This window comes from Pseudomonas sp. LAMO17WK12:I5, from assembly GCF_900215165.1.
In the GTDB taxonomy this organism is placed as follows: domain Bacteria; phylum Pseudomonadota; class Gammaproteobacteria; order Pseudomonadales; family Pseudomonadaceae; genus Aquipseudomonas; species Aquipseudomonas putida_A.
In genome coordinates this window covers 81635-106014 of the sequence record NZ_OBDS01000017.1, presented here as the reverse complement: position 1 = coordinate 106014, position 24380 = coordinate 81635, and the positions used below count along the sequence as shown (strand labels likewise).

The 24380-nt window shown below is 60.4% G+C and carries 27 protein-coding genes; 16 read left to right on the top strand and 11 right to left on the bottom strand.

The annotated features are described in order from the left end of the window. Nucleotides 1-35: 35 nt before the first annotated feature. Genes CRO59_RS26765 through tldD form a run of 3 tightly spaced genes read left to right on the top strand, consistent with a single transcriptional unit; the run spans nucleotide 36 to nucleotide 6205 of the window. Nucleotides 36-3839: a YhdP family protein gene (locus tag CRO59_RS26765; RefSeq protein ID WP_097090388.1), complete on the top strand. Its 3804-nt coding sequence runs from the start codon at nucleotides 36-38 to the stop codon at nucleotides 3837-3839. A 58-nt stretch (nucleotides 3840-3897) separates the two neighbouring features. Further along, complete coding sequence (locus CRO59_RS26760; protein ID WP_096795350.1) at nucleotides 3898-4758, top strand: carbon-nitrogen hydrolase family protein; 861 nt, start codon at nucleotides 3898-3900, stop codon at nucleotides 4756-4758. 4 nt (nucleotides 4759-4762) lie between these two features. After that, nucleotides 4763-6205, top strand: a complete 1443-nt coding sequence (gene tldD, locus CRO59_RS26755; protein WP_007961588.1) for a metalloprotease TldD — start codon at nucleotides 4763-4765, stop codon at nucleotides 6203-6205. A 51-nt stretch (nucleotides 6206-6256) separates the two neighbouring features. Here the strand turns inward: tldD and yjgA are convergent, their stop codons facing one another. Then, entirely contained in the window at nucleotides 6257-6781 is a 525-nt protein-coding gene (gene yjgA / locus CRO59_RS26750) for a ribosome biogenesis factor YjgA (protein WP_007961589.1), read from the bottom strand. Between the two features lie 108 nt (nucleotides 6782-6889). Here yjgA and pmbA point away from each other — a divergent pair, with 108 nt between their 5' ends. From pmbA to CRO59_RS26720, 6 genes are all read left to right on the top strand, one after another. Continuing rightward, nucleotides 6890-8236 (top strand): metalloprotease PmbA, encoded by a 1347-nt coding sequence (gene pmbA / locus CRO59_RS26745; RefSeq protein WP_027610838.1) that lies wholly within the window; start codon nucleotides 6890-6892, stop codon nucleotides 8234-8236. A 250-nt stretch (nucleotides 8237-8486) separates the two neighbouring features. Further along, nucleotides 8487-8894, top strand: a complete 408-nt coding sequence (locus CRO59_RS26740; protein ID WP_027610839.1) for a hypothetical protein — start codon at nucleotides 8487-8489, stop codon at nucleotides 8892-8894. After that, nucleotides 8875-10251: an aspartate ammonia-lyase gene (locus CRO59_RS26735; RefSeq protein ID WP_097090389.1), complete on the top strand. Its 1377-nt coding sequence runs from the start codon at nucleotides 8875-8877 to the stop codon at nucleotides 10249-10251. Before CRO59_RS26740 ends, CRO59_RS26735 begins: the two co-directional genes overlap by 20 nt. Before the next feature lie 27 nt (nucleotides 10252-10278). Beyond that, nucleotides 10279-10719: a hypothetical protein gene (locus tag CRO59_RS26730; protein WP_096795353.1), complete on the top strand. Its 441-nt coding sequence runs from the start codon at nucleotides 10279-10281 to the stop codon at nucleotides 10717-10719. A 1-nt stretch (nucleotide 10720) separates the two neighbouring features. After that, entirely contained in the window at nucleotides 10721-11332 is a 612-nt protein-coding gene (locus CRO59_RS26725; RefSeq protein WP_097090390.1) for a superoxide dismutase, read from the top strand. A 30-nt stretch (nucleotides 11333-11362) separates the two neighbouring features. Next, the gene (locus tag CRO59_RS26720) at nucleotides 11363-12256 is read left to right on the top strand and encodes a ZIP family metal transporter (protein ID WP_027610842.1); all 894 of its coding nucleotides are present in this window, start codon (nucleotides 11363-11365) and stop codon (nucleotides 12254-12256) included. Between the two features lie 62 nt (nucleotides 12257-12318). On the opposite strand, the gene CRO59_RS26715 is transcribed toward CRO59_RS26720, so the two are convergent. From CRO59_RS26715 to CRO59_RS26670, 10 genes are all read right to left on the bottom strand, one after another. Further along, complete coding sequence (locus CRO59_RS26715) at nucleotides 12319-12594, bottom strand: HPr family phosphocarrier protein (RefSeq protein WP_027610843.1); 276 nt, start codon at nucleotides 12592-12594, stop codon at nucleotides 12319-12321. 15 nt (nucleotides 12595-12609) lie between these two features. Continuing rightward, complete coding sequence (gene rapZ, locus CRO59_RS26710) at nucleotides 12610-13467, bottom strand: RNase adapter RapZ (RefSeq protein ID WP_027610844.1); 858 nt, start codon at nucleotides 13465-13467, stop codon at nucleotides 12610-12612. A gap of 2 nt (nucleotides 13468-13469) precedes the next feature. Continuing rightward, the gene (gene ptsN / locus CRO59_RS26705; RefSeq protein WP_027610845.1) at nucleotides 13470-13934 is read right to left on the bottom strand and encodes a PTS IIA-like nitrogen regulatory protein PtsN; all 465 of its coding nucleotides are present in this window, start codon (nucleotides 13932-13934) and stop codon (nucleotides 13470-13472) included. A gap of 12 nt (nucleotides 13935-13946) precedes the next feature. Continuing rightward, entirely contained in the window at nucleotides 13947-14255 is a 309-nt protein-coding gene (gene hpf, locus CRO59_RS26700; protein WP_025109458.1) for a ribosome hibernation-promoting factor, HPF/YfiA family, read from the bottom strand. 73 nt (nucleotides 14256-14328) lie between these two features. After that, nucleotides 14329-15822 (bottom strand): RNA polymerase factor sigma-54, encoded by a 1494-nt coding sequence (locus CRO59_RS26695; protein WP_027610846.1) that lies wholly within the window; start codon nucleotides 15820-15822, stop codon nucleotides 14329-14331. 189 nt (nucleotides 15823-16011) lie between these two features. Then, nucleotides 16012-16737 (bottom strand): LPS export ABC transporter ATP-binding protein, encoded by a 726-nt coding sequence (lptB, locus tag CRO59_RS26690; protein ID WP_007967211.1) that lies wholly within the window; start codon nucleotides 16735-16737, stop codon nucleotides 16012-16014. Further along, a complete protein-coding gene (gene lptA, locus CRO59_RS26685; protein WP_096795357.1) occupies nucleotides 16737-17282 on the bottom strand; it encodes a lipopolysaccharide transport periplasmic protein LptA in 546 nt (181 codons plus the stop codon). The genes lptB and lptA overlap by 1 nt, the downstream gene beginning before the upstream one ends. Next, on the bottom strand, nucleotides 17269-17841 hold the full coding sequence (gene lptC, locus CRO59_RS26680; protein ID WP_027610848.1) for an LPS export ABC transporter periplasmic protein LptC: 573 nt from the start codon (nucleotides 17839-17841) through the stop codon (nucleotides 17269-17271). The genes lptA and lptC overlap by 14 nt, the downstream gene beginning before the upstream one ends. Nucleotides 17842-17849: 8 nt before the next feature. Further along, a complete protein-coding gene (locus tag CRO59_RS26675; RefSeq protein WP_007967216.1) occupies nucleotides 17850-18374 on the bottom strand; it encodes an HAD family hydrolase in 525 nt (174 codons plus the stop codon). Then, complete coding sequence (locus tag CRO59_RS26670) at nucleotides 18374-19348, bottom strand: KpsF/GutQ family sugar-phosphate isomerase (protein ID WP_027610849.1); 975 nt, start codon at nucleotides 19346-19348, stop codon at nucleotides 18374-18376. Before CRO59_RS26670 ends, CRO59_RS26675 begins: the two co-directional genes overlap by 1 nt. A 274-nt stretch (nucleotides 19349-19622) precedes the next feature. Between CRO59_RS26670 and CRO59_RS26665 the strand changes: the two genes are divergently transcribed. The 7 genes from CRO59_RS26665 to murA all read left to right on the top strand — a co-directional run bounded on the left by CRO59_RS26665 (nucleotide 19623) and on the right by murA (nucleotide 24307). After that, on the top strand, nucleotides 19623-20432 hold the full coding sequence (locus CRO59_RS26665; RefSeq protein ID WP_003221703.1) for an ATP-binding cassette domain-containing protein: 810 nt from the start codon (nucleotides 19623-19625) through the stop codon (nucleotides 20430-20432). Further along, nucleotides 20432-21229, top strand: coding sequence for a lipid asymmetry maintenance ABC transporter permease subunit MlaE (gene mlaE / locus CRO59_RS26660; RefSeq protein ID WP_027610851.1), 798 nt, complete (start codon nucleotides 20432-20434; stop codon nucleotides 21227-21229). Before CRO59_RS26665 ends, mlaE begins: the two co-directional genes overlap by 1 nt. After that, nucleotides 21229-21696 (top strand): outer membrane lipid asymmetry maintenance protein MlaD, encoded by a 468-nt coding sequence (mlaD, locus tag CRO59_RS26655; RefSeq protein ID WP_007967220.1) that lies wholly within the window; start codon nucleotides 21229-21231, stop codon nucleotides 21694-21696. Before mlaE ends, mlaD begins: the two co-directional genes overlap by 1 nt. Nucleotides 21697-21707: 11 nt before the next feature. Then, nucleotides 21708-22361 carry a phospholipid-binding protein MlaC gene (locus CRO59_RS26650; RefSeq protein ID WP_096795359.1) on the top strand — a complete coding sequence of 218 codons (654 nt, stop codon included), beginning with the start codon at nucleotides 21708-21710 and terminating at the stop codon, nucleotides 22359-22361. Next, nucleotides 22358-22663, top strand: coding sequence for a lipid asymmetry maintenance protein MlaB (locus tag CRO59_RS26645; protein WP_097090391.1), 306 nt, complete (start codon nucleotides 22358-22360; stop codon nucleotides 22661-22663). Before CRO59_RS26650 ends, CRO59_RS26645 begins: the two co-directional genes overlap by 4 nt. Nucleotides 22664-22779: 116 nt before the next feature. Next, a complete protein-coding gene (locus CRO59_RS26640) occupies nucleotides 22780-23019 on the top strand; it encodes a BolA family protein (RefSeq protein WP_007953556.1) in 240 nt (79 codons plus the stop codon). 22 nt (nucleotides 23020-23041) lie between these two features. Then, nucleotides 23042-24307, top strand: coding sequence for a UDP-N-acetylglucosamine 1-carboxyvinyltransferase (murA, locus tag CRO59_RS26635; protein ID WP_027610854.1), 1266 nt, complete (start codon nucleotides 23042-23044; stop codon nucleotides 24305-24307). The last annotated feature ends 73 nt before the right edge of the window (nucleotides 24308-24380 follow it).

Genomic DNA, 24380 nt, shown 5'->3' with positions numbered 1-24380 from the left:
TTTCAGTAGTTTTTTTGCCATGGGAGCCAACTGACATGGAGCGTCTGACACGCATTTTGGCCGCACTGACCCGCTGGGGGCTGGGCCTGTGCGCGTTGGTTCTGGTGTTGATGGCGTTGTACGTCAGCCTCGGTCGGGAACTGACGCCACTGGTGGCGGAATACCGCACCGATATCGAAGACAAGGCCACGGCTGCGCTCGGCATGCCGTTGCAGATCGGCGAACTGGAAGGCAACTGGAGCGGTTTCGCGCCGATTCTGCTGGCCCACGATGTGATGGTCGGTGACGGCGCCAATGCCTTGCGTCTGGATCGGGTGCGCGTGGTGCCTGACCTCTGGGCCAGTCTGCTGGCGCGCGAAGTCCGCATCGCCCACCTGGAATTGAACGGCCTGAAGATCAGCGTCAAGGAAGCGCAGGACGGCACTTGGGCGCTGGAAGGCCTGCCGGTGCAGAACGATCAGCCGCTGGATCCCGAGCAATTGTTCCAACGTTCGCAGATGGTTCAGCAACTGTCGGTGCTCGACAGTCAGGTGACCGTGCAGCCGCTAGATCAGGCGCCGATGACCTTTACTTATGTCGGTCTAAATCTGAAAACCGGCAGCAGCCGTCAGCGTCTCGATGCTCGTCTGACCTTGCCCGACGGGCAACCGGTGGCGATGAGCCTGCGTACACGGATTCGCCCCTCTCAATTGCCGAACAGTTCGGTGGAAGGTTATGTCAGCCTGCCGCAAAGCGATTGGTCGAAGTGGCTGCCTGAGCGTGTGACTCAACAGTGGAATTTTTCCGAGATCAAAGCGGGCGGCGAGCTGTGGGTGAACTGGAACGACGGCGCTCTGCAAAGCGCCGCCATCCGTTTGAACGCACCACAGGTGACCGGCGCTTATGCCGAGCGCAAGCCGATCAAGATCAGCAATCTGGCGCTCAACGGCTATTACCAGCGTGATGACGAGGGCGCGATTGTCACTCTCGATTCGCTGGCGATGAACTTCGGCGAGACCCGCTGGGAATCCCATGTGCAGCTCAAGCAGACGGTGGCCACCGATAAAACCGATGAGTTGTGGCACTTGCAGGCCGACCGCCTCGACCTGACACCGATCACACCGTTGCTCAATGCGCTGGGGCCGTTGCCCGAAAACGTCGCCACGGTGATCGACCACCTGAAGGTGACGGGTGGACTGCGCAACGTACTGCTGGATTTTCGCCCCAACGCCACCGACGGTTCGAAATTCGGCTTCGCTGCCAACCTCGATAATGTCGGTTTCGATGCCTATCACGGTGCCCCGGCGGCGCGAAACGTCAGTGGCAGCCTCAGTGGTAACCTCGACGGTGGCGAGCTGCGCCTGGACAGCAAGGATTTCGTCCTGCACCTCGACCCGATCTTCGCCAAGCCATGGCAATACATCCAGGCCAATGCCCGACTGACCTGGAAGCTCGATAAAGAAGGTTTCACCCTGATCGCGCCGTACCTGAAAGTGCTGGGCGAAGAGGGCAAAATTGCCGGCGACTTCCTGATCCGCCTGCACTTCGACCATAGCCAGGAAGACTACATGGATCTGCGCGTCGGGCTGGTCGATGGCGATGGTCGCTACACCGCCAAATACCTGCCCGAAGTCTTGAGCCCGGCCCTCGACGAGTGGCTGCGTACAGCGATCCTCAAGGGCGCCGTGGATCAGGGCTTCTTCCAGTACCAGGGTTCGCTGAGCAAAAACGCCAAGGACGTGGATCGCAGCATCAGCCTGTTCTTCAAGGTGCATGACGCCGAGCTGGCGTTCCAGCCGGGCTGGCCGCACGTGAGCAAGGTCAGCGGCGATGTGTTCATCGAGGACAGCGGCGTGCGCATCGTGGCGGACAAGGGCCAGTTGCTCGACACCCAGGTCAGCGACGTTTTCGTCAACATTCCCCATGTGCCGGCCGGGCAGCCCACCCATCTGTTGCTCGACGGCGGATTTGTCGGCGGGCTGGGCGATGGCTTGAAGATTCTGCAGACCGCGCCGATCGGTACCGGCGAAACCTTTGCCGGCTGGGAAGGCGAGGGCGATTCGCAGGGCAGGGTCAAACTCGACATTCCGCTGGAAAAGGGCGATCTGCCGAAGATCCTCGTCGATTTCAAAACCGCCAATGCGCGCCTGAAACTGGCTGAGCCGAAGCTGGAACTGAGTCAGCTCAAGGGCGATTTCCGTTTTGACAGCGCCAAGGGGCTGAGCGGGCAGAACATCGCCGCCAGGGCCTTCGACAAGCCGGTGACCGCGCAGATTTTCGCTGATGGCAGCCCGAACAAGCTCAAGACTCGGGTCGCGGCTTCCGGGCAGGTCGAGGTCAAGAAGCTCACTGACTGGCTGGGCGTGACTCAGCCGTTGCCGGTTTCCGGGACCCTTCCGTATCAGTTGCAGGTCAACCTTGACGGCACTGACAGTCAGCTCACTGTCAGCTCCAGCATGAAAGGTGTGGCAGTGGATCTGCCGGCACCGTTTGGCATGTCGGCCGAGCAGGGTCGTGACACGGTGTTCCGCATGACGTTGCAAGGTGCGGAGCGGCGTTACTGGGTCAACTACGATCAACTGGCGAGCTTCACCTTCGCCGCGCCGCCGAGCAATATCGCCGATGGCCGCGGCGAGCTGTTCCTCGGTGCGGGCGATGCAGTTCTGCCGGAGGCCAAGGGTTTGCGCATTCGTGGTGTGCTGTCGGAGCTGGACGTCGCGCCGTGGCAGGATCTGGTCAGCAAATACGCCGGCAACGATCCGGGCGGCAGTGCCAAACAATTGCTCAACAGTGCCGACTTCAAGGTGGGCAAGCTCACCGCATTCGGCACCACGCTCGATCAGGCCGCCGTGCAGGTCAATCGCAAGCCATGGGCGTGGAATCTGTCGCTCGACAGCCAGCAGGCCAAGGGTTCGGCCAGCCTGCCCGATGCCAAGGGCGCGCCGATCGCGGTCAATCTGCAATACGTACGTCTGCCGGCGCCGGATCCGACGGTGCAGGCCGACGAGAATTCGCCTGATCCGCTGGTTTCGGTCGACCCGACGAAGATTCCCGCGCTGGATATCACCATCAATCAGTTGTTTCTGGGCCAGGATCTGGTGGGCGGCTGGTCGCTCAAGGTTCGACCGACGGCCAAAGGCATTGCCCTGAACAATCTCGATATGGGCCTCAAGGGCATCCTGTTGCAGGGCAATGGCGGCTGGGAAGGGGCGCCGGGTTCGACCAACAGCTGGTTCAAGGGCCGGATCAGCGGCAAGAACCTTGCCGATGTGCTCAAGGGCTGGGGCTTTGCGCCGAGCGTGACCAGTGAAGAGTTCCACATGGATGTCGATGGCCGCTGGCCGGGCTCGCCGGCATGGCTGGCGACCAAGCGCTTCTCCGGCACGCTGGACGCCTCGCTCAATAAAGGTCAGTTCGTTGAAGTGGAGGGCGGCGCGCAGGCGTTGCGGGTGTTCGGTCTGCTCAACTTCAACTCCATCGGCCGTCGTCTGCGCCTGGACTTCTCCGACTTGTTTGGCAAAGGCTTGAGCTACGATCGGGTCAAGGGCCTGTTGGTGGCAAATAACGGCGTGTATGTCACCCGCGAGCCGATTCGTCTGACCGGTCCTTCGAGCAACCTTGAGCTGGACGGTACGCTGGATCTGGTCGGTGATAAGGTCGATGCGAAATTGCTGGTGACCTTGCCGGTGACCAACAACCTGCCGATTGCCGCGTTGATCGTCGGCGCGCCGGCGGTCGGCGGGGCGTTGTTCCTGATCGACAAGCTTATCGGCGACCGCGTGGCGCGCTTCGCCAGCGTCAAGTACACCGTCAAAGGCCCGTGGAAAGAGCCGAAAATCACCTTCGACAAGCCTTTTTGAACAGCCACATCCCAGGCCTATGGAGTAGCATGGCCGCATACCTGTTACGGAGTGCGCCATGTCTTTAGCGGTGATTCAAATGGTCAGCCAGAGTGATGTGCTGGCCAATCTGGCGCAGGCTCGACGCCTGCTCGAACAGGCCGCGGCCGGCGGCGCGAAGCTGGCGGTGCTGCCGGAAAACTTCGCCGCCATGGGCCGTCGCGACATCGCCGACATCGGCCGTGCCGAAGCGCTGGGCGAAGGTCCGATCCTGCCATGGTTGAAACAGACCGCCCGCGACCTCAAGTTATGGATAGTGGCCGGCACCTTGCCGTTGCCGCCGCTTGGGCAACCGGACGCCAAGTCGCATGCCTGTTCGCTGCTGGTCAACGATCAGGGTGAAACCGTGGCACGGTATGACAAGTTGCACCTGTTCGATGTTGATGTGGCGGACAATCGCGGGCGGTATCGCGAATCCGATGACTATGCTTATGGCAGTGGCGTGGTGGTCGCAGACACGCCGGTTGGCCGAGTCGGCCTGACCGTGTGTTACGACCTGCGCTTTCCGGAGCTGTACAGCGAATTGCGCGCCGCCGGTGCCGAGTTGATTACCGCCCCGTCGGCCTTCACCGCAGTGACCGGTGCGGCGCATTGGGATGTGCTGATTCGCGCCCGGGCCATCGAGACGCAGTGTTATGTATTGGCGGCAGCGCAGGGCGGGACTCACCCGGGACCGCGTGAAACCTTCGGTCATGCGGCGATTGTCGACCCGTGGGGCCGTGTGCTGGCGCATCAGGATCAAGGCGAGGCGGTATTGTTGGCCGCACGCGACAGTGATGAACAAGCGTCTATCAGGGCGCGAATGCCGGTGACGAGTCATCGGCGGTTTTTCTCGCAGGGCGCCCAGCGGCCTGCTTCAGAACATGAATTTAAGGCGTAAACCTATGAGCGAGTTGTTGTCCTCAGTCAGTGATCACCTGTTGGCGCCCGGCGGCGTGACCATCGAGAGCCTGCAAGGTGTGCTCGGCGATCTGGCCGGCCCGGGCATCGATGCTGCCGATCTGTATTTCCAGGGCCAGATCTCCGAGTCGTGGTCGCTGGAGGACGGTATCGTCAAGGAAGGCAGCTTCAACCTCGACCAAGGTGTTGGCGTGCGTGCGCAGTCCGGCGAGAAAACCGGTTTTGCCTACAGCAACGCGATCACCCTCGAAGCCCTGGGCGCTGCGGCCCGTGCCGCCCGCTCGATTTCCCGCGCCGGGCAGAACGGCACGGTGCAGGCGTTCAGCACCCAGGACGTCGCGCAGTTGTATGCGCCGGACAATCCGCTGGAAGTGCTGAGCCGCGCCGAGAAAGTCGAGCTGCTCAAGCGCATCGACGTCGCCACCCGCGCCCTCGATCCACGGATTCAGCAGGTCAGCGTGAGCATGGCCGGGGTCTGGGAACGGATTCTGGTGGCGTCCACCGACGGTGGCCTGGCCGCTGATGTGCGTCCGCTGGTACGTTTCAACGTCAGCGTGATCGTCGAGCAGAATGGGCGTCGCGAGCGCGGCGGACATGGCGGCGGCGGGCGTACCGACTACCGTTATTTCCTCGCCGAAGACCGTGCCATGGGCTATGCCCGTGAAGCACTGCGTCAGGCGCTGGTGAATCTGGAAGCGATTCCGGCACCGGCCGGCACCTTGCCTGTCGTCCTCGGTTCGGGCTGGTCCGGTGTGCTGCTGCACGAAGCGGTCGGTCACGGTCTGGAAGGCGACTTCAACCGCAAGGGCAGTTCGGCCTACAGCGGGCGCATGGGCGAAATGGTTGCCTCCAAGCTCTGCACCATTGTCGATGACGGCACGTTGAGCGGTCGTCGCGGCTCGCTGAGCGTCGACGACGAAGGCACCCCGACCGAGTGCACCACGCTGATCGAGAACGGCGTGCTCAAAGGTTACATGCAGGACAAGCTCAATGCGCGTCTGATGGGCGTGGCCCGTACCGGCAACGGTCGTCGCGAGTCCTACGCGCATCTGCCGATGCCGCGCATGACCAACACCTACATGCTCGGAGGCGAGAGTGATCCGGCGGAAATCATCGCGTCGGTGAAGAAGGGCATCTACTGCGCCAACCTTGGCGGCGGTCAGGTCGACATCACCAGCGGCAAGTTCGTGTTCTCCACCAGTGAGGCGTACCTGATCGAGGACGGCAAGATCACCGCGCCGGTCAAGGGCGCGACGTTGATCGGCAACGGCCCCGAGGCGATGAGCCGGGTGTCGATGGTCGGTAACGATCTGGCGCTGGACAGCGGTGTGGGCACGTGCGGCAAGGACGGGCAGTCGGTGCCGGTGGGTGTCGGTCAGCCGACGCTGAAGATCGATGCGATTACCGTGGGTGGCACGGGCGCATAAAAAGAGGTGGAGCTGCGGGTGGCGCGCAGGGCGGCCACCCGATGGCGAGTATCAACGCAGGCCGCGTTGGGTATCGTCCAGCTCACGGATGTACTTGAAGATCTTGCGGCTGGAAGCAGGAGGTTTGTTGTGTGCAACCTCGTGCTGAGCCTGACGGATCAGGGAACGCAGTTGCTGGCGATCGGCGTCGGGGTATTCGACGACGAATTTCTCCAGCACGGCATCGTCACCAGCGATCAGGCGGTCACGCCAGCGTTCGAGGTTGTGGAAACGCTCGTTGTACTGACGGGTGGAGGCATCGAGTTGATCGAGCAGGACCAGAATCGCGTCAGTGTCCTGATCGCGCATCAGTTTGCCGATGAACTGCAGGTGCCGTTTACGCGCGATGTTCGCGGTGTGCTTCGGCGCATCAGCCAGGGCCCGGCGCAAGGCGTCGGTCAATGGCAGTTTTGCCTGCAAGTCGGGCTTGAGTGTTGTAAGGCGCTCGCCAAGGTCAACCAGAGCATGCAGCTCGCGTTTGACCTGAGATTTGCTTTTTTCTCCCGTATCGAGGGAGTCGTCGTAAGAATCAACCATGGTGGCAGTCCGCAAAGAAACGCCGCCATGATAACCAGTCGGGGGCCGCTTGTCCGGCCCGGTCGCTCGATGACCCCAGCCGAAAGCAGAATTTGAGTGGAGATGAGCATGAGTGCAGTTCAAAGCGTCGGCCCGCAAGCATTGCCGGCACTGCAGGAACAGGTCGAGCAGATCATCGCCGAAGCCAAGCGTCAGGGCGCCAGCGCCTGTGAAGTCGCGGTGTCGCTGGAGCAGGGTTTATCGACGTCGGTGCGTCAGCGTGAGGTCGAGACGGTCGAATTCAATCGCGACCAGGGCTTTGGCATCACCCTGTACGTCGGCCAGCGCAAAGGCTCGGCCAGCACGTCCGCCACCGGGCCGGACGCGATTCGTGAAACCGTTGCCGCTGCACTGGCGATCGCCAAACATACCTCTGAAGACGAAGCCTCGGGCCTCGCCGATGCCGCGCTGATGGCCAGGGATGTGCAGGATTTCGACCTGTTCCACGAATGGGACATCACCCCGGAGCAGGCCATCGAGAAGGCGTTGCTCTGTGAAGCGGCGGCGTTCGACGCCGATGCGCGAATCAAGAACGCCGACGGCACCACCCTCAGCACCCATCAGGGCTGTCGTGTATATGGCAACAGCCACGGTTTCATCGGCGGTTACGCGTCGACCCGGCACAGCCTGAGCTGCGTGATGATCGCCGAAGCCGACGGCCAGATGCAGCGCGATTACTGGTATGACGTGAACCGTCAGGGCAGCCTGCTGGCGGATCCAGTGAGCATCGGCCAGCGTGCCGCGCAACGCGCCGCGAGCCGTCTGGGCGCGCGTCCGGTACCGACCTGCGAAGTGCCGGTGCTGTTTTCCGCTGAACTGGCGGGCGGCTTGTTCGGCAGCTTCCTGTCGGCGGTGTCTGGCGGCAGTCTGTATCGCAAATCATCGTTCCTCGAAGGCACGCTGGGGCAGAAGCTGTTTCCGGAATGGCTGACCATCGATGAGCGTCCGCATCTGATGCGCGCCATGGGCAGTGCGTCCTACGACGGCGATGGTCTGGCCACCTACGCCAAACCGTTCGTTGAGAAGGGCGAGCTGGTGTCGTACATCCTCGGCACATACTCCGGGCGCAAACTCGGCATGCCGAGCACTGCCAATGCGGGAGGCGTACACAACCTGTTCGTCACTCACGGTGATGAAGATCAGGCGGCGCTGTTGAAGCGCATGGGCCGTGGCTTGTTGGTTACCGAGTTGATGGGCCATGGCTTGAACATGGTCACCGGCGACTATTCGCGTGGGGCGGCGGGGTTCTGGGTCGAGAACGGCGAAATCCAGTTCGCGGTGCAGGAAGTGACCATCGCCGGCAACATGCGCGACATGTTCAAGCAGATCGTCGCAGTCGGTAATGATCTGGAGCTGCGCAGCAATATTCGTACGGGCTCGGTGCTGATCGAGCGGATGACTGTCGCGGGCAGCTAAGCCCCAGCGGTCAGACAAGAAAGGCGCGCCACCTCATCGGGTGGCGCGCCTTTTTTCTTGGCTCCACACAAAACCTTGTGGGAGCGAGCCTGCTCGCGAAAGCGATTTAACAGCCGACCGCAGCGGTGACTGACACGACGCCTTCGCGAGCAGGCTCGCACCCACAATGGAGTTTGTGTAACCAGGCACTCTTGTTTTGGTTATCATTATCATCTAATAATAAATCTCATCTCCGAACGAGTCCCGGATCATGAGTTCTGCCTTGCACGAGCAGCCGTACCTCGAAAGCTGGCGCTGGATGAGTCGCCAGATCCGTTGCGCGATGGATCCTGACGAACCGCGCCTGATCGAACATTACCTGGCCGAAGGCCGTTATCTGGCCTGCTGCACGGCGACTTCCCCGTGGACCATCGCTGAAACCTCCTTCCGTTTGCTGCTCGACACGGCCACCGATATAGCCTTGCCGTGGCACTGGCGCAGCCTGTGTCTCGATCAAGCCTGGCGGCCGTTGCGTGAAATGGAGCGCCTGTCGCTGTGCAACTGCCGGCTCCAGCGCTGGCAGCGCTACACCTGGCAACTGGCGACCTGCGAGTTGCTTCCCTCGATTCCTCTCATTGAATTAGTCCAAGGATTTACCGATGACCAAGACTCGTATTGAGCGCGACAGCATGGGCGAACTGCAGGTGCCGGTGGACGCTCTCTATGGCGCGCAGACCCAACGTGCAGTGGATAATTTCCCGATCAGTGGCAAGCCGATGCCGACGCAATTCATTCGCGCGCTGATCCTCGCTAAAGCCGCCGCCGCGCGGGCCAACGTCGAGCTCAACCAGCTCAGCGCCGGCCAGGGCAAAGCCATCAGCGATGCCGCGCAAGGCCTGCTCGAAGGCGATTTCATGCAGCATTTCCCGGTGGATATCTTCCAGACCGGCTCCGGTACCAGCTCCAACATGAACGCCAACGAAGTGATTGCGACCCTCGCCAGCCGCCTGCTCGGCGAGCCGGTCAACCCGAACGATCACGTCAACTGCGGCCAGAGCAGCAACGACATCATTCCGACCACCATCCACGTCAGCGCGGCGTTGGCGTTGCACGAACAACTGCTGCCGGCGCTGTTGCATCTGGTGCAGGTCATCGAAAACAAAGCCGAACAGGTGCACCACCACGTCAAAACCGGCCGCACGCACTTGATGGACGCGATGCCGGTGCGCATGAGTCAGGTGCTCAATGGCTGGGCGCAGCAGCTCAAGGCCAACATCGGTCATCTGCAGGACTTGCTGCCGAGCCTGCAATCGCTGGCGCAGGGCGGTACGGCGGTCGGCACCGGGATCAACGCGCATCCGGAGTTTGCCAAGCGTTTCAGTCGCCAGCTCAGCCAACTGACGAATGTGCAATTCACTCCGGGCAAGGATCTGTTCGCCCTGATCGGCTCGCAGGACACCGCCGTCGCCGTCTCTGGTCAGCTCAAGGCCACCGCCGTGTCGCTGATGAAAATTGCCAATGACCTGCGCTGGATGAACTCTGGTCCGCTCGCCGGCCTTGGCGAGATCGAGCTGGAAGCCCTGCAACCGGGTTCGTCGATCATGCCGGGCAAGGTTAATCCGGTGATCCCGGAAGCCACCGCCATGGTCGCCGCACAAGTGATCGGCAACGACTCGGTGATCACCATCGCCGGCCAGTCGGGCAATTTCGAACTGAACGTGATGCTGCCGATCATCGCCCAGAACCTGCTGAGCAGCATCGAACTGCTGGCCAATGCCAGTCGTCTGCTCGGCGACAAGGCCATCGCCAGCTTCAAGGTCAATGAGTCGCGGCTCAAGGAAGCGCTGTCGCGCAACCCGATTCTGGTCACCGCGCTCAACCCGATCATCGGCTACCAGAAAGCCGCCGAAATCGCCAAGCAGGCCTACAAGCAGGGCCGCCCGGTGATCGACGTCGCGCTGGAGCACACCGACCTGTCGCGCAGCCAACTGGAAGAGTTGCTCAACCCCGAGAAACTCACCGCTGGCGGCGTGTAAATACCGCAACCGCTTTGGAGGTTCACCATGGAGCACTGGAAACGCACGATCGAACGGGCCAATCGCTGCTTCATGCTGGGCGAGCTGATTGATGCCCGTGAAGCTTATCTGCAAGCCCTGGCCCTGGCGCAAGTGCTGTTCGAGCGCTGGGCCGATGCCGACGAAGCGGTGGCGGCCTGCGTCATCTCCCACCACAACCTCGCGGATCTGCATTTGCGCTTGAATCAGCCGGAGGAGAGCGCCGAGTACCTCTGCGCGATTCATCAACGGCTGTTGCAGACCATGCAGGACGAGCGTCTGCGCCCGGCCCTGCGGGAAGCGGCGTTGCGCCAGAGCAGCAAGACCTACGTCGAACTGCTGAATTTCATCAGCGAACACGGCGAATACCCGCGCACCCAGCGCCTGCTGCACCCGGACACCGGCAATGCACGCCGCGCCTCAGTCTCACATCACCATGGAGTCCACTGAAATGGCTTTTACCTTGCCTGCCTTGCCTTACGCCTACGATGCCCTGGAACCGCACATCGATGCGCAAACCATGGAGATCCACTACACCAAGCACCACCAGACCTACATCAACAACCTTAATGCCGCCGTCGAAGGCACTGAGTACGCCGAATGGCCGGTGGAAAAACTGGTCGCCAGTGTTCAGCAGTTGCCGGAAAAACTCCGCGCGGCGGTGATCAATCAGGGTGGCGGGCATGCCAACCATTCGCTGTTCTGGGAAGTCATGGTGCCCAACGGCGGTGGCAAGCCGGACGGCGCGCTGGCCAAGGCCATCGAGGCGCAACTGGGCGGCCTCGACAGCTTCAAGGACGCCTTTACCAAAGCCGCGTTGACCCGTTTCGGCAGTGGCTGGGCCTGGCTCAGCGTGACCCCGGAGAGAAAACTGGTCGTGGAAAGTAGCGGCAATCAGGACAGCCCGTTGATGAACGGCAACACGCCGATTCTCGGTCTGGATGTTTGGGAACACGCCTACTACCTGCGTTACCAAAACCGTCGCCCGGAATACATCAACGCGTTCTACAACGTGATCAACTGGCCGGAAGTTGCTGCGCGCTACCAGGCTGCACTGGTTTAAGTCTTCTATAAAAACAATCCAGGGCTGACTATGGGCACTGAAACACTGGCGATTGGCGGTGGGCGCATGTTTCGTTACGCGGTCGGGTCGCTGTTGCTGCTGGCGGGCATGACCCTGCTGGCCGTGCACGGGCTGGAATGGCTGGATCTGCAGCCGCGATTGTCACGCGCATTGCAGGGCGGCGCGATCTGCGCCCTCGGCACGGCGCTCGGCGCGGTGCCGGTGCTGGTGATCCGGCGTATGCCGCAGAGGCTCAGCGATACGCTACTGGGTTTCGGCGCCGGTGTGATGCTGGCGGCGACCGCGTTTTCGCTGATCGTGCCGGGTATCGCTGCTGCCGAAAGTCTGGGCCTGACACCGTGGGCCGCCAGCGGGTTGATCTGCTTCGGCATCATGCTCGGTGCGTTCGCTCTGTATCTGGTGGATCTGAAACTGTCCGGCGCCTCACCGGAAATGCTCGTCGGTACCCCCGAGCACCCGGTGATTCCGCCGCGCATCTGGCTGTTCGTCTTCGCCATCATTGCTCACAACATCCCGGAAGGCATGGCGGTGGGGGTGTCTGCTGGCGGCGGCATGCCGGATGCCGACAGTCTGGCGATGGGCATCGCCTTGCAGGATGTGCCAGAGGGATTGGTGATTGCGCTGGTACTGGCGGGGGCGGGAATGTCGCGGGTCAAGGCATTCTTGATCGGCGCGGCGTCAGGACTGGTCGAGCCGGTGTTTGCACTGCTCTGTGCGTGGCTGGTCAGTCTGGCGGAGCTGTTATTGCCGTTGGGGCTGGCGCTGGCGGCGGGGGCGATGTTGCTGGTGGTGACGCACGAAGTCATTCCGGAATCGCGCCGCAATGGTCATGACAAGCTGGCCAGTCTTGGCTTGCTGATCGGGTTTTGTCTGATGATGGTGATGGATACGGCGTTGGGTTGAATATCAAAAGATCGCAGCCTGCGGCAGCTGTTGCCAAGGCTGCGATCTTCGGTGCTGGGCTGTCAGCCCCCTTCATCGAAGTAGTTGTTGATCAGCTCCACCAAAGCAACCATGGCCTCCTCAGCCTGTTCGCCTTCGGTGCTCAAATGGATCTTGGTGCCCTTGCCGGCCGCGAGCATCATCATCGCCATGATGCTTTTGCCGTCTACTGCTGTCTCGGGTGTGCGACCGACTCTTATCGTGGTCTCCGGAAACTTGCCGGCCACGCCGACGAATTTGGCCGATGCCCGGGCATGCAGACCCAATTTGTTGATGATTTCGATTTCACGAGCAGGCATCGCGGTGTGAATCCTTTAAGTGAGGTCGCGGTGGCGAACCTGGACGTTCTTCAGGGTTTTCTGCAGGGCCTGACCCAGGCGTTCGGTCAGGTAAACGGAGCGGTGATGCCCGCCGGTGCAGCCAATGGCAATGGTGACGTAGGCGCGGTTGCTCGCGGCAAAACGCGGCAGCCATTTGTACAGGTAGCCGTAGATGTCTTGAAACATCTCCTCAACCTCCGGTTGCGCAGCCAGGTACTCGGCGACCGGTGCGTCGAGACCCGATTGTGCACGCAGTTCCGGTTTCCAGTAAGGATTGGGCAGGCAGCGCACATCGAACACCAGATCCGCGTCCACCGGCATGCCGCGCTTGAAGCCGAACGACTCGACCAGAAACGCCGTACCCGGTTCCGGCTGGTTCAGCAGTCGCAGCTTGATGGTGTCACGCAACTGGTACAGATTCAGATTGGTGGTGTTGACCTTGAGGTCGGCCAGGTCGGCGATCGGGCCGAGCAGGGCGGTTTCATCTTCGATCGCTTCGGCCAGCGAGCGGTTGGCAGTGCTCAATGGATGGCGCCGGCGGGTTTCCGAGAAGCGCTTGAGCAGGGTTTCTTCGTCGGCATCCAGATACAGCACATCGCACTGGATGTGCCGGGCACGGACTTCTTCAAGCAGTTCGGGGAAACGCGACAGGTGGCTCGGCAGATTGCGTGCATCGATCGACACGGCCACCAGCGGCTGGGCCAGTTCGGTGTGAATCAGGGCGCGTTCGGCGAGCTCCGGCAGCAGACCGGCCGGCAGGTTGTCGATGCAGTAGTAGCCGTTGTCCTCAAGGACATTCAGGGCGGTACTTTTACCCGAGCCGGAGCGGCCGCTGACGATGATCAAGCGCATGATTAATGACCGTTCTGCTCGCTCAGGACGACCTGATACAAGGCTTCGTTGCTCGGTGCGCTGCGCAGTTTTTCGCGCACTTCCTTGCGATCGAGCATGCTGGCGATCTGGCGCAGTAATTCCAGGTGGGCATCGGTGGCCGCTTCCGGGACCAGCAGTACAAACAGCAGGTCGACCGGTGCGCCGTCGATGGCATCGAAATCGATGGGGGCATCAAGGTGCATCAACGCGCTGATAGGCGCTTCGCAGCCTTTGAGGCGACAGTGGGGAATGGCGATGCCGTTGCCGAAACCGGTGGATCCGAGTTTCTCACGGGCTACCAGGCTCTCGAAAACATCCTGCATGGCCAGATCCGGCACTTCTTTATGGATGAGGTTGGCAATCTGTTCGAGGGCTTTCTTTTTACTGCCGCCCGGCACGTTCACCAGGGAACGGCCGGGGGTCAGGATACTTTCAAGTCGGATCATGGGTTGGGAGTGTTAACGACCTGTCGCGCCCTGAAGGAGGCTCTGGGTCTTTTCCTTATGCTTTTTGAGTTGGCGATCCAGCTTGTCGGTCAGTGAGTCGATCGCAGCGTACATGTCAGTATCTTCTGCGTTGGCGACCACTTCGCTGCCGGGTATATGCAAGGTGGCTTCGATTTTCTGCTTGAGCTTTTCGACGCACATCGTGACTTGCACGTTGGTGATCTTGTCGAAATGGCGCTCCAATCTTTCGAGTTTCTCGTTGATGTAGGTGCGCAGAGGTTCGGTCACTTCCAGTTGGTGTCCACTGATGTTGACTTGCATACAGCTTCTCCTTCGTTGCCAGTGCATAAAGCGGCAGGCCGAAGAGCCTGCCACTGGAACGCTGTAACGTGGCTTACATCAACCGCTTGCGTTCGCTCGAAGGCGCGATCCCGAGGGATTCGCGGTACTTGGCGACGGTGCGGCGAGCCACCTGAATGCCTTGTGCCTCCAGTAAACCAGCGATCTTGCTGTCACTCAACGGCTTTTTCTGATTTTCCGCCGCAACCAGTTTTTTGATGATCGCGCGGATCGCCGTCGACGAGCATTCACCGCCTTCGGAGGTGCTGACGTGGCTGGAGAAAAAGTATTTCAGTTCATAAATACCGCGCGGGGTATGCATGAATTTCTGCGTGGTGACCCGGGAAATCGTCGATTCGTGCATGCCGACCGCCTCGGCGATGTCATGCAGGACCAACGGTTTCATGGCTTCATCGCCATACTCCAGGAAGCCGCGCTGATGCTCGACGATCTGGGTGGCCACCTTCATCAGGGTTTCGTTGCGGCTTTGCAGGCTCTTGATGAACCAGCGTGCCTCTTGCAACTGGTTGCGCATGAAGGTGTTGTCGGCGCTGGTGTCGGCGCGACGGACGAAACCGGCGTACTGCGCGTTAACCCGCAGACGGGGCACTGACTCCTGATTCAGCTCGACCAGCCAGCGTTCGTTATCCTTGCGCACAATGACGTCGGGCACCACGTACTCGGCTTCGGTCGATTCGATCTGCGAGCCCGGACGCGGATTGAGGCTTTGCACCAGTTCGATGACCTGACGCAACTCGTCTTCCTTGAGCTTCATACGCCGCATCAACTGGCTGTAGTCGCGACTGCCGAGCAGATCGATGTAATCGCTGACCAGACGTTTGGCTTCGTTGAGCCACGGGGTCTTGGCCGGGAGCTGACGCAGTTGCAGCAGCAGGCATTCGCCGAGGTTGCGCGCGCCGATACCGGCCGGTTCGAACTGCTGAATGCGGTGCAGAACGGCTTCGATCTCGTCCAGCTCGATGTCGAGCTCCGGATCAAAGGCGTCGAGAATTTCTTCGAGGGTTTCGTCCAGGTAGCCCTGATTGTTGATGCAATCGATCAGGGTCACGGCGATCAGGCGGTCGGTGTCGGACATCGGCGCCAGGTTCAATTGCCACAGCAGATGGCTTTGCAGGCTTTCGCCGGCGGACGTGCGGGTGGTGAAGTCCCACTCGTCGTCATCGCTGCTGGGCAGGCTGCTGGCGCTGGTCTGGTAGACGTCTTCCCAGGCGGTATCAACGGGCAGTTCGTTAGGAATGCGCTCGTTCCATTCGCCATCTTCCAGATTGTCCACCGTCGGGGCGGCTTCCTGATAGGACGGTTCCTGAATGTCGGTGTTGGGTTTTTGTTCGGCGTTGTCGGCCAAAGGATCGGTATTGTCGAAGTCGTCGCCTTCTTCCTGGCGTTCGAGCATCGGATTGGATTCCAGGGCCTCCTGGATTTCCTGTTGCAGGTCCAGGGTCGACAATTGGAGCAGGCGGATGGCCTGTTGCAGCTGCGGTGTCATCGTCAGCTGCTGGCCCATTCTCAAGACTAGCGATGGTTTCATGGCAGGGGCTTAACACCTTATTCGCCGGCGCGCATGCGCCATCCACTACAGGGCGCCGGAGCGCCAAACTTAAGCAAATTATATGCCTGAAACTGTCGTGTTTGCCTAGAGCGCTGTAACAATAAAAGCGTATAAAAAATCAGCTTCAACGTTACAGCGCCCAAACGGCTGGCCGAATGCGATCGCGCTTTAGAGGCGGAACTCGTGGCCCAGGTACACTTCCTTCACCAGATCGTTGGCAAGGATGGTCGCCGCATCGCCTTCGGCGATCAGTTGACCGTCGTTGACGATGTAGGCGGTTTCGCAGATATCCAGGGTCTCACGCACGTTGTGGTCGGTGATAAGAACACCGATGCCCTTGGCCTTGAGGTGATGGATGATCTGCTTGATGTCGCCGACCGAAATCGGGTCGACACCGGCGAACGGTTCGTCGAGCAGGATGAATTTCGGTGCGGTCGCCAGGGCGCGGGCGATTTCCACCCGGCGGCGTTCACCACCGGACAGGCTCATGCCGAGGTTGTCGCGGATGTGGCTGATGTGGAATTCCTGCAGCAGGCTTTCCAGTTCCTTGCGACGACCGGCCTTGTCGAGTTCCGTGCGGGTTTCGAGGATGGCCATGATGTTATCGGCCACCGACAGTTTGCGGAAGATCGACGCTTCTTGCGGCAGATAGCCGATACCGGCCTTGGCGCGGCCGTGCATCGGCTGATGGCTGACGTCCAGATCATCGATCAGCACGCGACCCTGATCGGCCTGCACAAGGCCGACGATCATGTAGAAACAGGTGGTCTTGCCGGCACCGTTCGGGCCGAGCAGGCCAACGATCTGGCCGCTGTCGATCGACAGGCTGACGTCGCGCACAACCTGGCGGCTTTTATAGGCCTTGGCCAGGTGTTGAGCTTTCAGAGTTGCCATTACTGGGTTTTCTCGTCGGTTTTCTTCTTCGGCTGGATCACCATGTCGATACGCGGACGCGCTTCGGTGACTTTGCTGCCGGTAGCGCGACCGGCACTGGCCAGTTTCTTCACCGTGTCATAGACGATTTTCTCGCCCTGAGTGGTGTTGTTGTCCTTGTCGACAACCTTGGCCTTGTCGATCAGCACGACGCGGTTTTGTGCGGCGTGGTACTGAATCGTCACGCCCCAGCCCTGAACAGGCTTGGCGTCACCCTGGGTTTGCAGTTGCTCGAAGTAGGCAAGGTTGCCCACCGAGGTCACCACGTCGATATCGCCGGTCGGAGTACGGGTGATGGTCACCGTATTGCCCTTAACGATCATCGAGCCCTGGGTGATGATCACATCACCTTTATAGGTGGCGATGCCGTTCTTGTCGTCCAGCTGGGCGTCGTCGGCCTGAATGCGGATAGGTTGCTGCTGATCGTTCGGCAGAGCCCAGGCGCTCACGCTTCCCAGTGCTGCGCCCAGACTGAGCAAAATAGGGAGGGTTTTAACGAGCCTCATACTGTCCTCTTACGTTCGATTGCAGGTGTATCCTGCTTTCCTTCAAATACGCCTTCATTCCCACGCCAGTCGATACACCGCCAGCGCCGTCGATTCTAACGGGTTGCTCGGTCTGCGCATATTGCTGCTGAGGGAACACCGTCATGCGTGTGCTGGTGATCAGGGTGTCGCGTTTCTTTTCATCGGTGCGCTTGATGCGTACCGAGTCGATCAATTCTACCTGCGTTCCGTCCGGATTCACTTCGCCTCGCTCGCTGGTCACGTGCCACGGAAACTCGGTGCCGCGATACATGTTGAGGTCGGGTTTGGTAACCAGAGTCACATCCGTCGCTTTCAGGTGTTCGGCCTTGTCCGACGTCATTTCGTACTGCACTTTGCCGTCCGGCAGATATTGCAGGGTATGCGTATTGGTGGCGTACCAGTCGATGGCAGTGTCTTCGACCTTGGCCACAGGCTTGTCGAGGAAACGTTCCGGACTGATGTTCCAGTAGCCGACCGCCGCAAACATCGCAGCGATGCAGCCGAACAGCAGGAAGTTGCGAAATTTTTTGCTAAACATGATTTGGCTCACAGGTACGCGGCGTTGGCCGCATCGAGGCGGCCCTGGGCGCGCAGGATCAATTCGCAGAATTCACGGGCGGCACCTTCGCCACCGCGGGCCCGAGTGACGCCATGGGCGTGTTCGCGCACGAAGTCGGCAGCATTGGCAACAGCCATGCCCAGGCCTACGCGGCGGATCACCGGAAGGTCAGGCAGGTCGTCACCCAGGTAGGCGACCTGTTCATAGCTTAGGCCCAGTTGCGCCAGCAGGCCGTCCAGAACCACCAATTTGTCTTCGCGGCCCTGAAACAGGTGCGGGATGCCGAGGTTCTTCGCCCGGCGTTCAACCACCGGGGTCTTGCGGCCACTGATGATGGCGGTCTCGACACCGGCATTCATCAGCATCTTGATGCCCTGGCCGTCGAGGGTGTTGAAGGTCTTGAATTCGCTGCCGTCTTCGAGGAAGTACAGGCGCCCGTCGGTGAGGACGCCGTCGACGTCGAACACCGCCAGTTTGATCGCTTTGCCGCGTTGCAGCAGATCGGTGGTCATTACATCACTCCTGCACGCAGCAGATCGGAGAGGTTGAAGGCGCCGATCGGGCGATCTTCTTCGTCCACGACAACCAGTGCGTTGATTCGGTGGTCTTCCATGATTTTCAGGGCTTCGGCGGCGAGCATCTCGGGCCGTGCGGTCTTGCCGTGTGCGGTCATGACCTGGTCGATGGTGGCGCTGCGGATGTCGATGCTGCGGTCCAGCGTGCGGCGCAAATCGCCGTCGGTGAAGATTCCGGCCAGTTTGCCATCGGCTTCAACGATCGCGGTCATGCCCAGACCCTTGCGGGTCATTTCCATGAGCGCGTCCTTGAGCAGGGTGCCGCGCTGCACTTGCGGCAGCTCTTGCCCGGCATGCATGACGTTTTCCACTTTCAGCAGCAGGCGTCGACCCAGAGCGCCGCCCGGGTGTGAAAAGGCAAAATCTTCGGCGGTGAAACCACGCGCTTCCAGCAGCGCCACGGCCAGGGCATCGCCCATGACCAGCGCGGCGGTGGTAGAGGAAGTCGGTGCCAGGTTCAGCGGGCAGGCTTCGTGTTCGACATGAACGTTGAGATTGACTTCGGCAGCTTTGGCCAGCGGCGACTGCGGATTGCCGGTGAGACTGATCAACTGGATGCCGAGGCGCTTGATCAATGGCAGCAGGGTGACGATTTCGTTGGTCGAGCCGGAGTTGGAGAGGGCGAGGATCACGTCGTCGCGGGTGATCATGCCCATGTCGCCATGGCTGGCTTCGGCCGGGTGGACGAAAAATGCCGGGGTGCCGGTGCTGGCCAGGGTCGCGGCAATCTTGTTGCCGACGTGCCCGGATTTGCCCATGCCGACCACGACCACACGGCCTTTGCTGGCCAGAATCATCTCGCAAGCGCGTACGAAATCGGCGTCGATATGGGGCAACAAGCCTTGTACGGCTTCCACTTCGAGGCGGATGGTGCGTTGTGCCGATTGAATCAGGTCGCTGGATTGGCTCATGTCAGAAATCGTATAGCCCGATGAAAAGGCGGCGATTATAGCGGTTATGTTGAAAAGCCTCACGCAAGTTCGTCGTGCTTTGTCATTCCGCGTCAGCAAAACCCCGAAAAAGTGCCATCAGGCCTGTCATATCGTTGAACGCGGAGGGGCGGGGCCTTGGGCGCTTGGCGTTTGCAGTGATATAGTTCGCCGCCAGTTCGGCCTGCCCGGGAGGTATGTGCTTTCTGCGGAAAGCCAGGCGTCCGAGTGAGAGGCTGCATCGCAAGGAGTTTAGATGAGTGCCGATAACGCCTACGCGGTCGAGCTGAAGGGAGTCTCCTTCAAGCGCGGTGCGCGCAGCATTTTCAATAACGTCGATATTCGCATCCCGCGTGGCAAGGTTACCGGCATCATGGGACCTTCCGGGTGTGGCAAGACCACTTTGTTGCGCTTGATGGGTGCACAGTTGCGTCCTTCCAGCGGCGAAGTCTGGGTCAACGGTCAGAACCTGCCGACGCTGTCGCGCAGTGATCTGTTCGATGCGCGCAAGCACATGGGCGTGCTGTTTCAAAGCGGCGCGCTGTTCACCGATCTCGATGTCTTCGAGAACGTCGCTTTCCCCCTGCGCGTTCATACCCAATTGCCGGATGAAATGATCCGCGACATCGTCCTGCTCAAATTGCAGGCGGTCGGTTTGCGCGGTGCCATCGAGCTGATGCCCGACGAGCTGTCCGGCGGCATGAAGCGTCGGGTCGCCCTGGCCCGGGCGATTGCGCTCGATCCGCAGATTCTCATGTATGACGAGCCTTTCGTCGGCCAGGATCCGATCGCCATGGGCGTGCTGGTACGCCTGATCCGTCTGCTCAACGATGCGCTGGGGATCACCAGTATCGTGGTCTCCCACGATCTTGCCGAAACCGCGAGCATCGCCGACTACATCTATGTAGTGGGTGATGGTCAGGTGCTGGGGCAGGGCACGCCGGACGAATTGATGAACTCGGATGAACCGCGTATTCGCCAGTTCATGACCGGCAACCCCGATGGCCCGGTGCCGTATCATTTTCCAGCGACGGATTACCGCGCAGATCTTCTGGGGAAGCGCTGATGCGCAGAATTTCATTGATAGAACGCGTACGCCGGTTCGGCGAGGCCGCGATCGACGCCGTCGCGGTGTTTGGCCGCGCGACCCTGTTCCTGTTTCACGCCCTGCTCGGTCGTGGCGGCATCAGCGGCGGTTTCGGCCTGCTGGTCAAGCAACTGCATTCGGTCGGCGTGATGTCGCTGGTGATCATCGTCGTGTCGGGGATTTTCATCGGCATGGTGCTGGCGCTGCAGGGCTTCAGTATTCTGTCGAGCTACGGTTCGGAGCAGGCGGTGGGGCAGATGGTGGCCCTGACGTTGCTGCGTGAACTGGGGCCTGTCGTGACGGCGTTGCTGTTTGCCGGGCGTGCCGGTTCGGCGCTGACCGCAGAAATTGGCAACATGAAGTCCACCGAACAGCTTTCCAGCCTGGAAATGATCGGTGTCGATCCGCTCAAATACATTATTGCCCCGCGTCTGTGGGCCGGTTTCATTTCCCTGCCGGTGCTGGCGATGATTTTCAGCGTGGTGGGAATCTGGGGCGGTTCGTGGGTGGCTGTCGACTGGCTTGGCGTGTATGAAGGCTCCTACTGGGCGAACATGCAGAACAGCGTGAACTTCACCAGCGATGTGCTCAACGGCGTCATCAAAAGTGTCGTTTTCGCCTTCGTCGTGACCTGGATCGCCGTATTCCAAGGCTATGACTGTGAGCCCACTTCCGAGGGCATCAGTCGCGCCACCACCAAGACCGTGGTATTCGCCTCGCTGGCGGTACTGGGCCTGGACTTTATTCTGACCGCTTTGATGTTTGGAGATTTCTGATGCAAAACCGCACCCTGGAAATCGGTGTCGGCCTGTTCCTGCTGGCAGGGATCCTGGCTTTGTTGCTACTGGCTCTGCGGGTCAGTGGCCTGTCTCCGACTTCGACCACCGACACCTATAAACTGTATGCCTACTTCGACAATATCGCCGGTTTGACGGTCAGAGCCAAAGTGACCATGGCTGGCGTAACCATCGGCAAGGTCACGGCCATCGATCTGGATCGCGACAGCTTCACCGGTCGGGTAACCCTGCAAGTGGATAAAAAGGTCGACAACCTGCCGACCGACTCCACAGCGTCTATCCTGACCGCTGGCCTGTTGGGCGAGAAGTACATCGGTATCAGCGTGGGCGGCGAAGACACCCGTCTGAAGGATGGTGGAACCATCCACGACACCCAGTCGTCTCTGGTACTGGAAGACCTGATCGGTAAATTCCTGCTCAATACCGTTAGCAAAGACGCCAAATGAGGAGCTTTTGAATGATCTCTACCTTGCGACGTGGCCTGTTGGTGTTGCTTGCGGCACTGCCGATGCTGGCTAACGCTGCGCCCGGACAGTCGGCGCACGACCTGATTCAGGACACCACGAACCGGATGCTGGCCGACTTGTCGGCCAATAAAGAGAAGTACAAGAAGGATCCACAGGATTTCTACACGGCGCTGAACACCATCGTCGGACCTGTGGTGGACGCCGAAGGCATTTCCAAGAGCATCATGACGGTCAAGTATTCGCGCAAGGCCACGCCGGCGCAGATGCAGACCTTCCAGGAAAACTTCAAGCGCGGCCTGTTCCAGTTCTATGGCAATGCCTTGCTCGAATACAACAACCAGGGCATCACCGTTGATCCGGCCAAGGATGAGTCCGGCGATCGCACCAGCGTCGGCATGACCGTCAAGGGCAACAACGGCGCGATCTACCCTGTGCAGTACACGCTGGAGAAGATCAATGGCGAGTGGAAACTGCGCAATGTGATCATCAACGGCATCAACATCGGCAAGCTGTTCCGTGATCAGTTCGCCGACGCGATGCAGCGCAATGGCAACGATCTGGACAAGACCATCAACAATTGGGCTGGCGAAGTGGCCAAGGCCAAGGAAACCACCGAGAAAGCTGCCGAGAAGCCAGCGCAATGAATGAGGCGGCAGTTCGTATGAGTGACGTCGACGAGCTATTGCTCAGCGGAGTGCTGGATTACCGCACAGGTCCCGACCTGCGCAAGGAAGGCCAGGTGCTGATCAAGTCCAGCAAGGCGGCATCGCTGGTCATCGATTGCTCGGCAGTGAAGAAGTCCAGCAGCGTCGGCTTGTCCTTGCTGCTGTGCTTCATGCGCGATGCCCAGGCGGCCGGCAAGGCCGTCAGCATCCGTGCGATGCCGGAAGACATGCGCGAAATCGCTCAGGTCAGTGAACTGACCGAGTTGCTGGCGCACCCCTGAACCCGCATCGATAAACAAGCCCCCCGTCAGAGTCCTGCCAATGCGGGGTTCGCAGGCGCGGGGCTTTTTTGTATGATGTCCGACCCGTGCGCACAGGGCGCCGATTGAGGTTGAGCATGCAGGCCGTAGAAGTGAAGAGCTTCCTTGAAGGAAAGCTGCCAGGAACGCAGGTGGAAGTTGAAGGCGAAGGCTGCAACTTCCAGCTGAACGTGATTAGTGATGAACTGGCGGCGTTGAGCCCGGTCAAGCGTCAGCAAAGCATCTATGCCCATTTGAACCCTTGGATCGCCGATGGCAGCATCCACGCGGTCACTATGAAATTTTTCAGCAGCGCGGCCTGGGCCGAGCGCACCTGAGCCCTAGGGCGTCGAGATTCTTATGGATAAATTGATTATTACCGGTGGCGTTCGTCTTGATGGCGAAATCCGTATCTCCGGGGCGAAGAACTCCGCCCTGCCGATTCTGGCTGCCACCCTGCTGTGCGATGGCCCGGTGACCGTTGGCAACCTGCCGCACCTGCACGACATCACCACCATGATCGAGCTGTTCGGTCGCATGGGCATCGAGCCGGTGATCGACGAGAAACTCAGCGTCGAAATCGACCCACGCACCATCAAGACCCTGATCGCGCCGTACGAACTGGTGAAAACCATGCGTGCCTCGATCCTGGTACTGGGCCCGATGGTTGCGCGTTTCGGTGAAGCCGAAGTCGCCCTGCCTGGCGGTTGCGCGATCGGTTCGCGTCCGGTCGACCTGCACATTCGTGGCCTCGAAGCCATGGGCGCGGTGATCGATGTCGAAGGCGGCTACATCAAGGCCAAGGCGCCTGAAGGCGGTCTGCGCGGTGCGCACTTCTTCTTTGATACCGTCAGCGTGACCGGTACCGAAAACATCATGATGGCAGCTGCCCTGGCCAAGGGCCGCAGCGTCCTGCAGAACGCTGCGCGCGAGCCTGAAGTGGTTGACCTGGCGAACTTCCTCAACGCCATGGGCGCCAAGGTATCCGGCGCCGGTACCGACACCATCACCATCGATGGCGTCGAGCGTCTGGGTTCGTGCTTCTACAAAGTCATGCCTGACCGTATCGAAACCGGCACCTACCTGGTGGCCGCTGCGGTCACCGGTGGCCGCGTGAAGGTCAAGGACACTGATCCGACCATTCTTGAAGCGGTCCTGGAAAAGCTCCGTGAGTCCGGTGCGGAAATCACCTGCGGTGAAGACTGGATCGAGCTGAACATGCACGGCAAGCGCCCGAAAGCGGTCAACGTGCGCACCGCGCCGTACCCGGCGTTCCCGACGGACATGCAGGCACAGTTCATCTCGCTCAACGCCATTGCCGAAGGCACAGGCGCAGTGATCGAGACGATCTTCGAAAACCGTTTCATGCACGTGTACGAACTGCACCGCATGGGCGCCAGGATCCAGGTCGAAGGCAACACCGCGATCGTCACCGGTACTGAAGTCCTGAAGGGCGCGCCAGTGATGGCCACCGACCTGCGTGCTTCGGCCAGCCTGGTGATCTCGGCACTGGTGGCCGAAGGCGACACCCTGATCGATCGCATCTACCACATAGACCGTGGTTACGAGTGCATCGAAGAAAAACTGCAGATGCTGGGCGCCAAGATCCGTCGCGTTCCGGGCTGATTGCTGCATGCGGACACAGGGACGTGTCCACTGAATTTGTTTCGAGTCGAGCCGGTATCCGGCTCGATGTGTG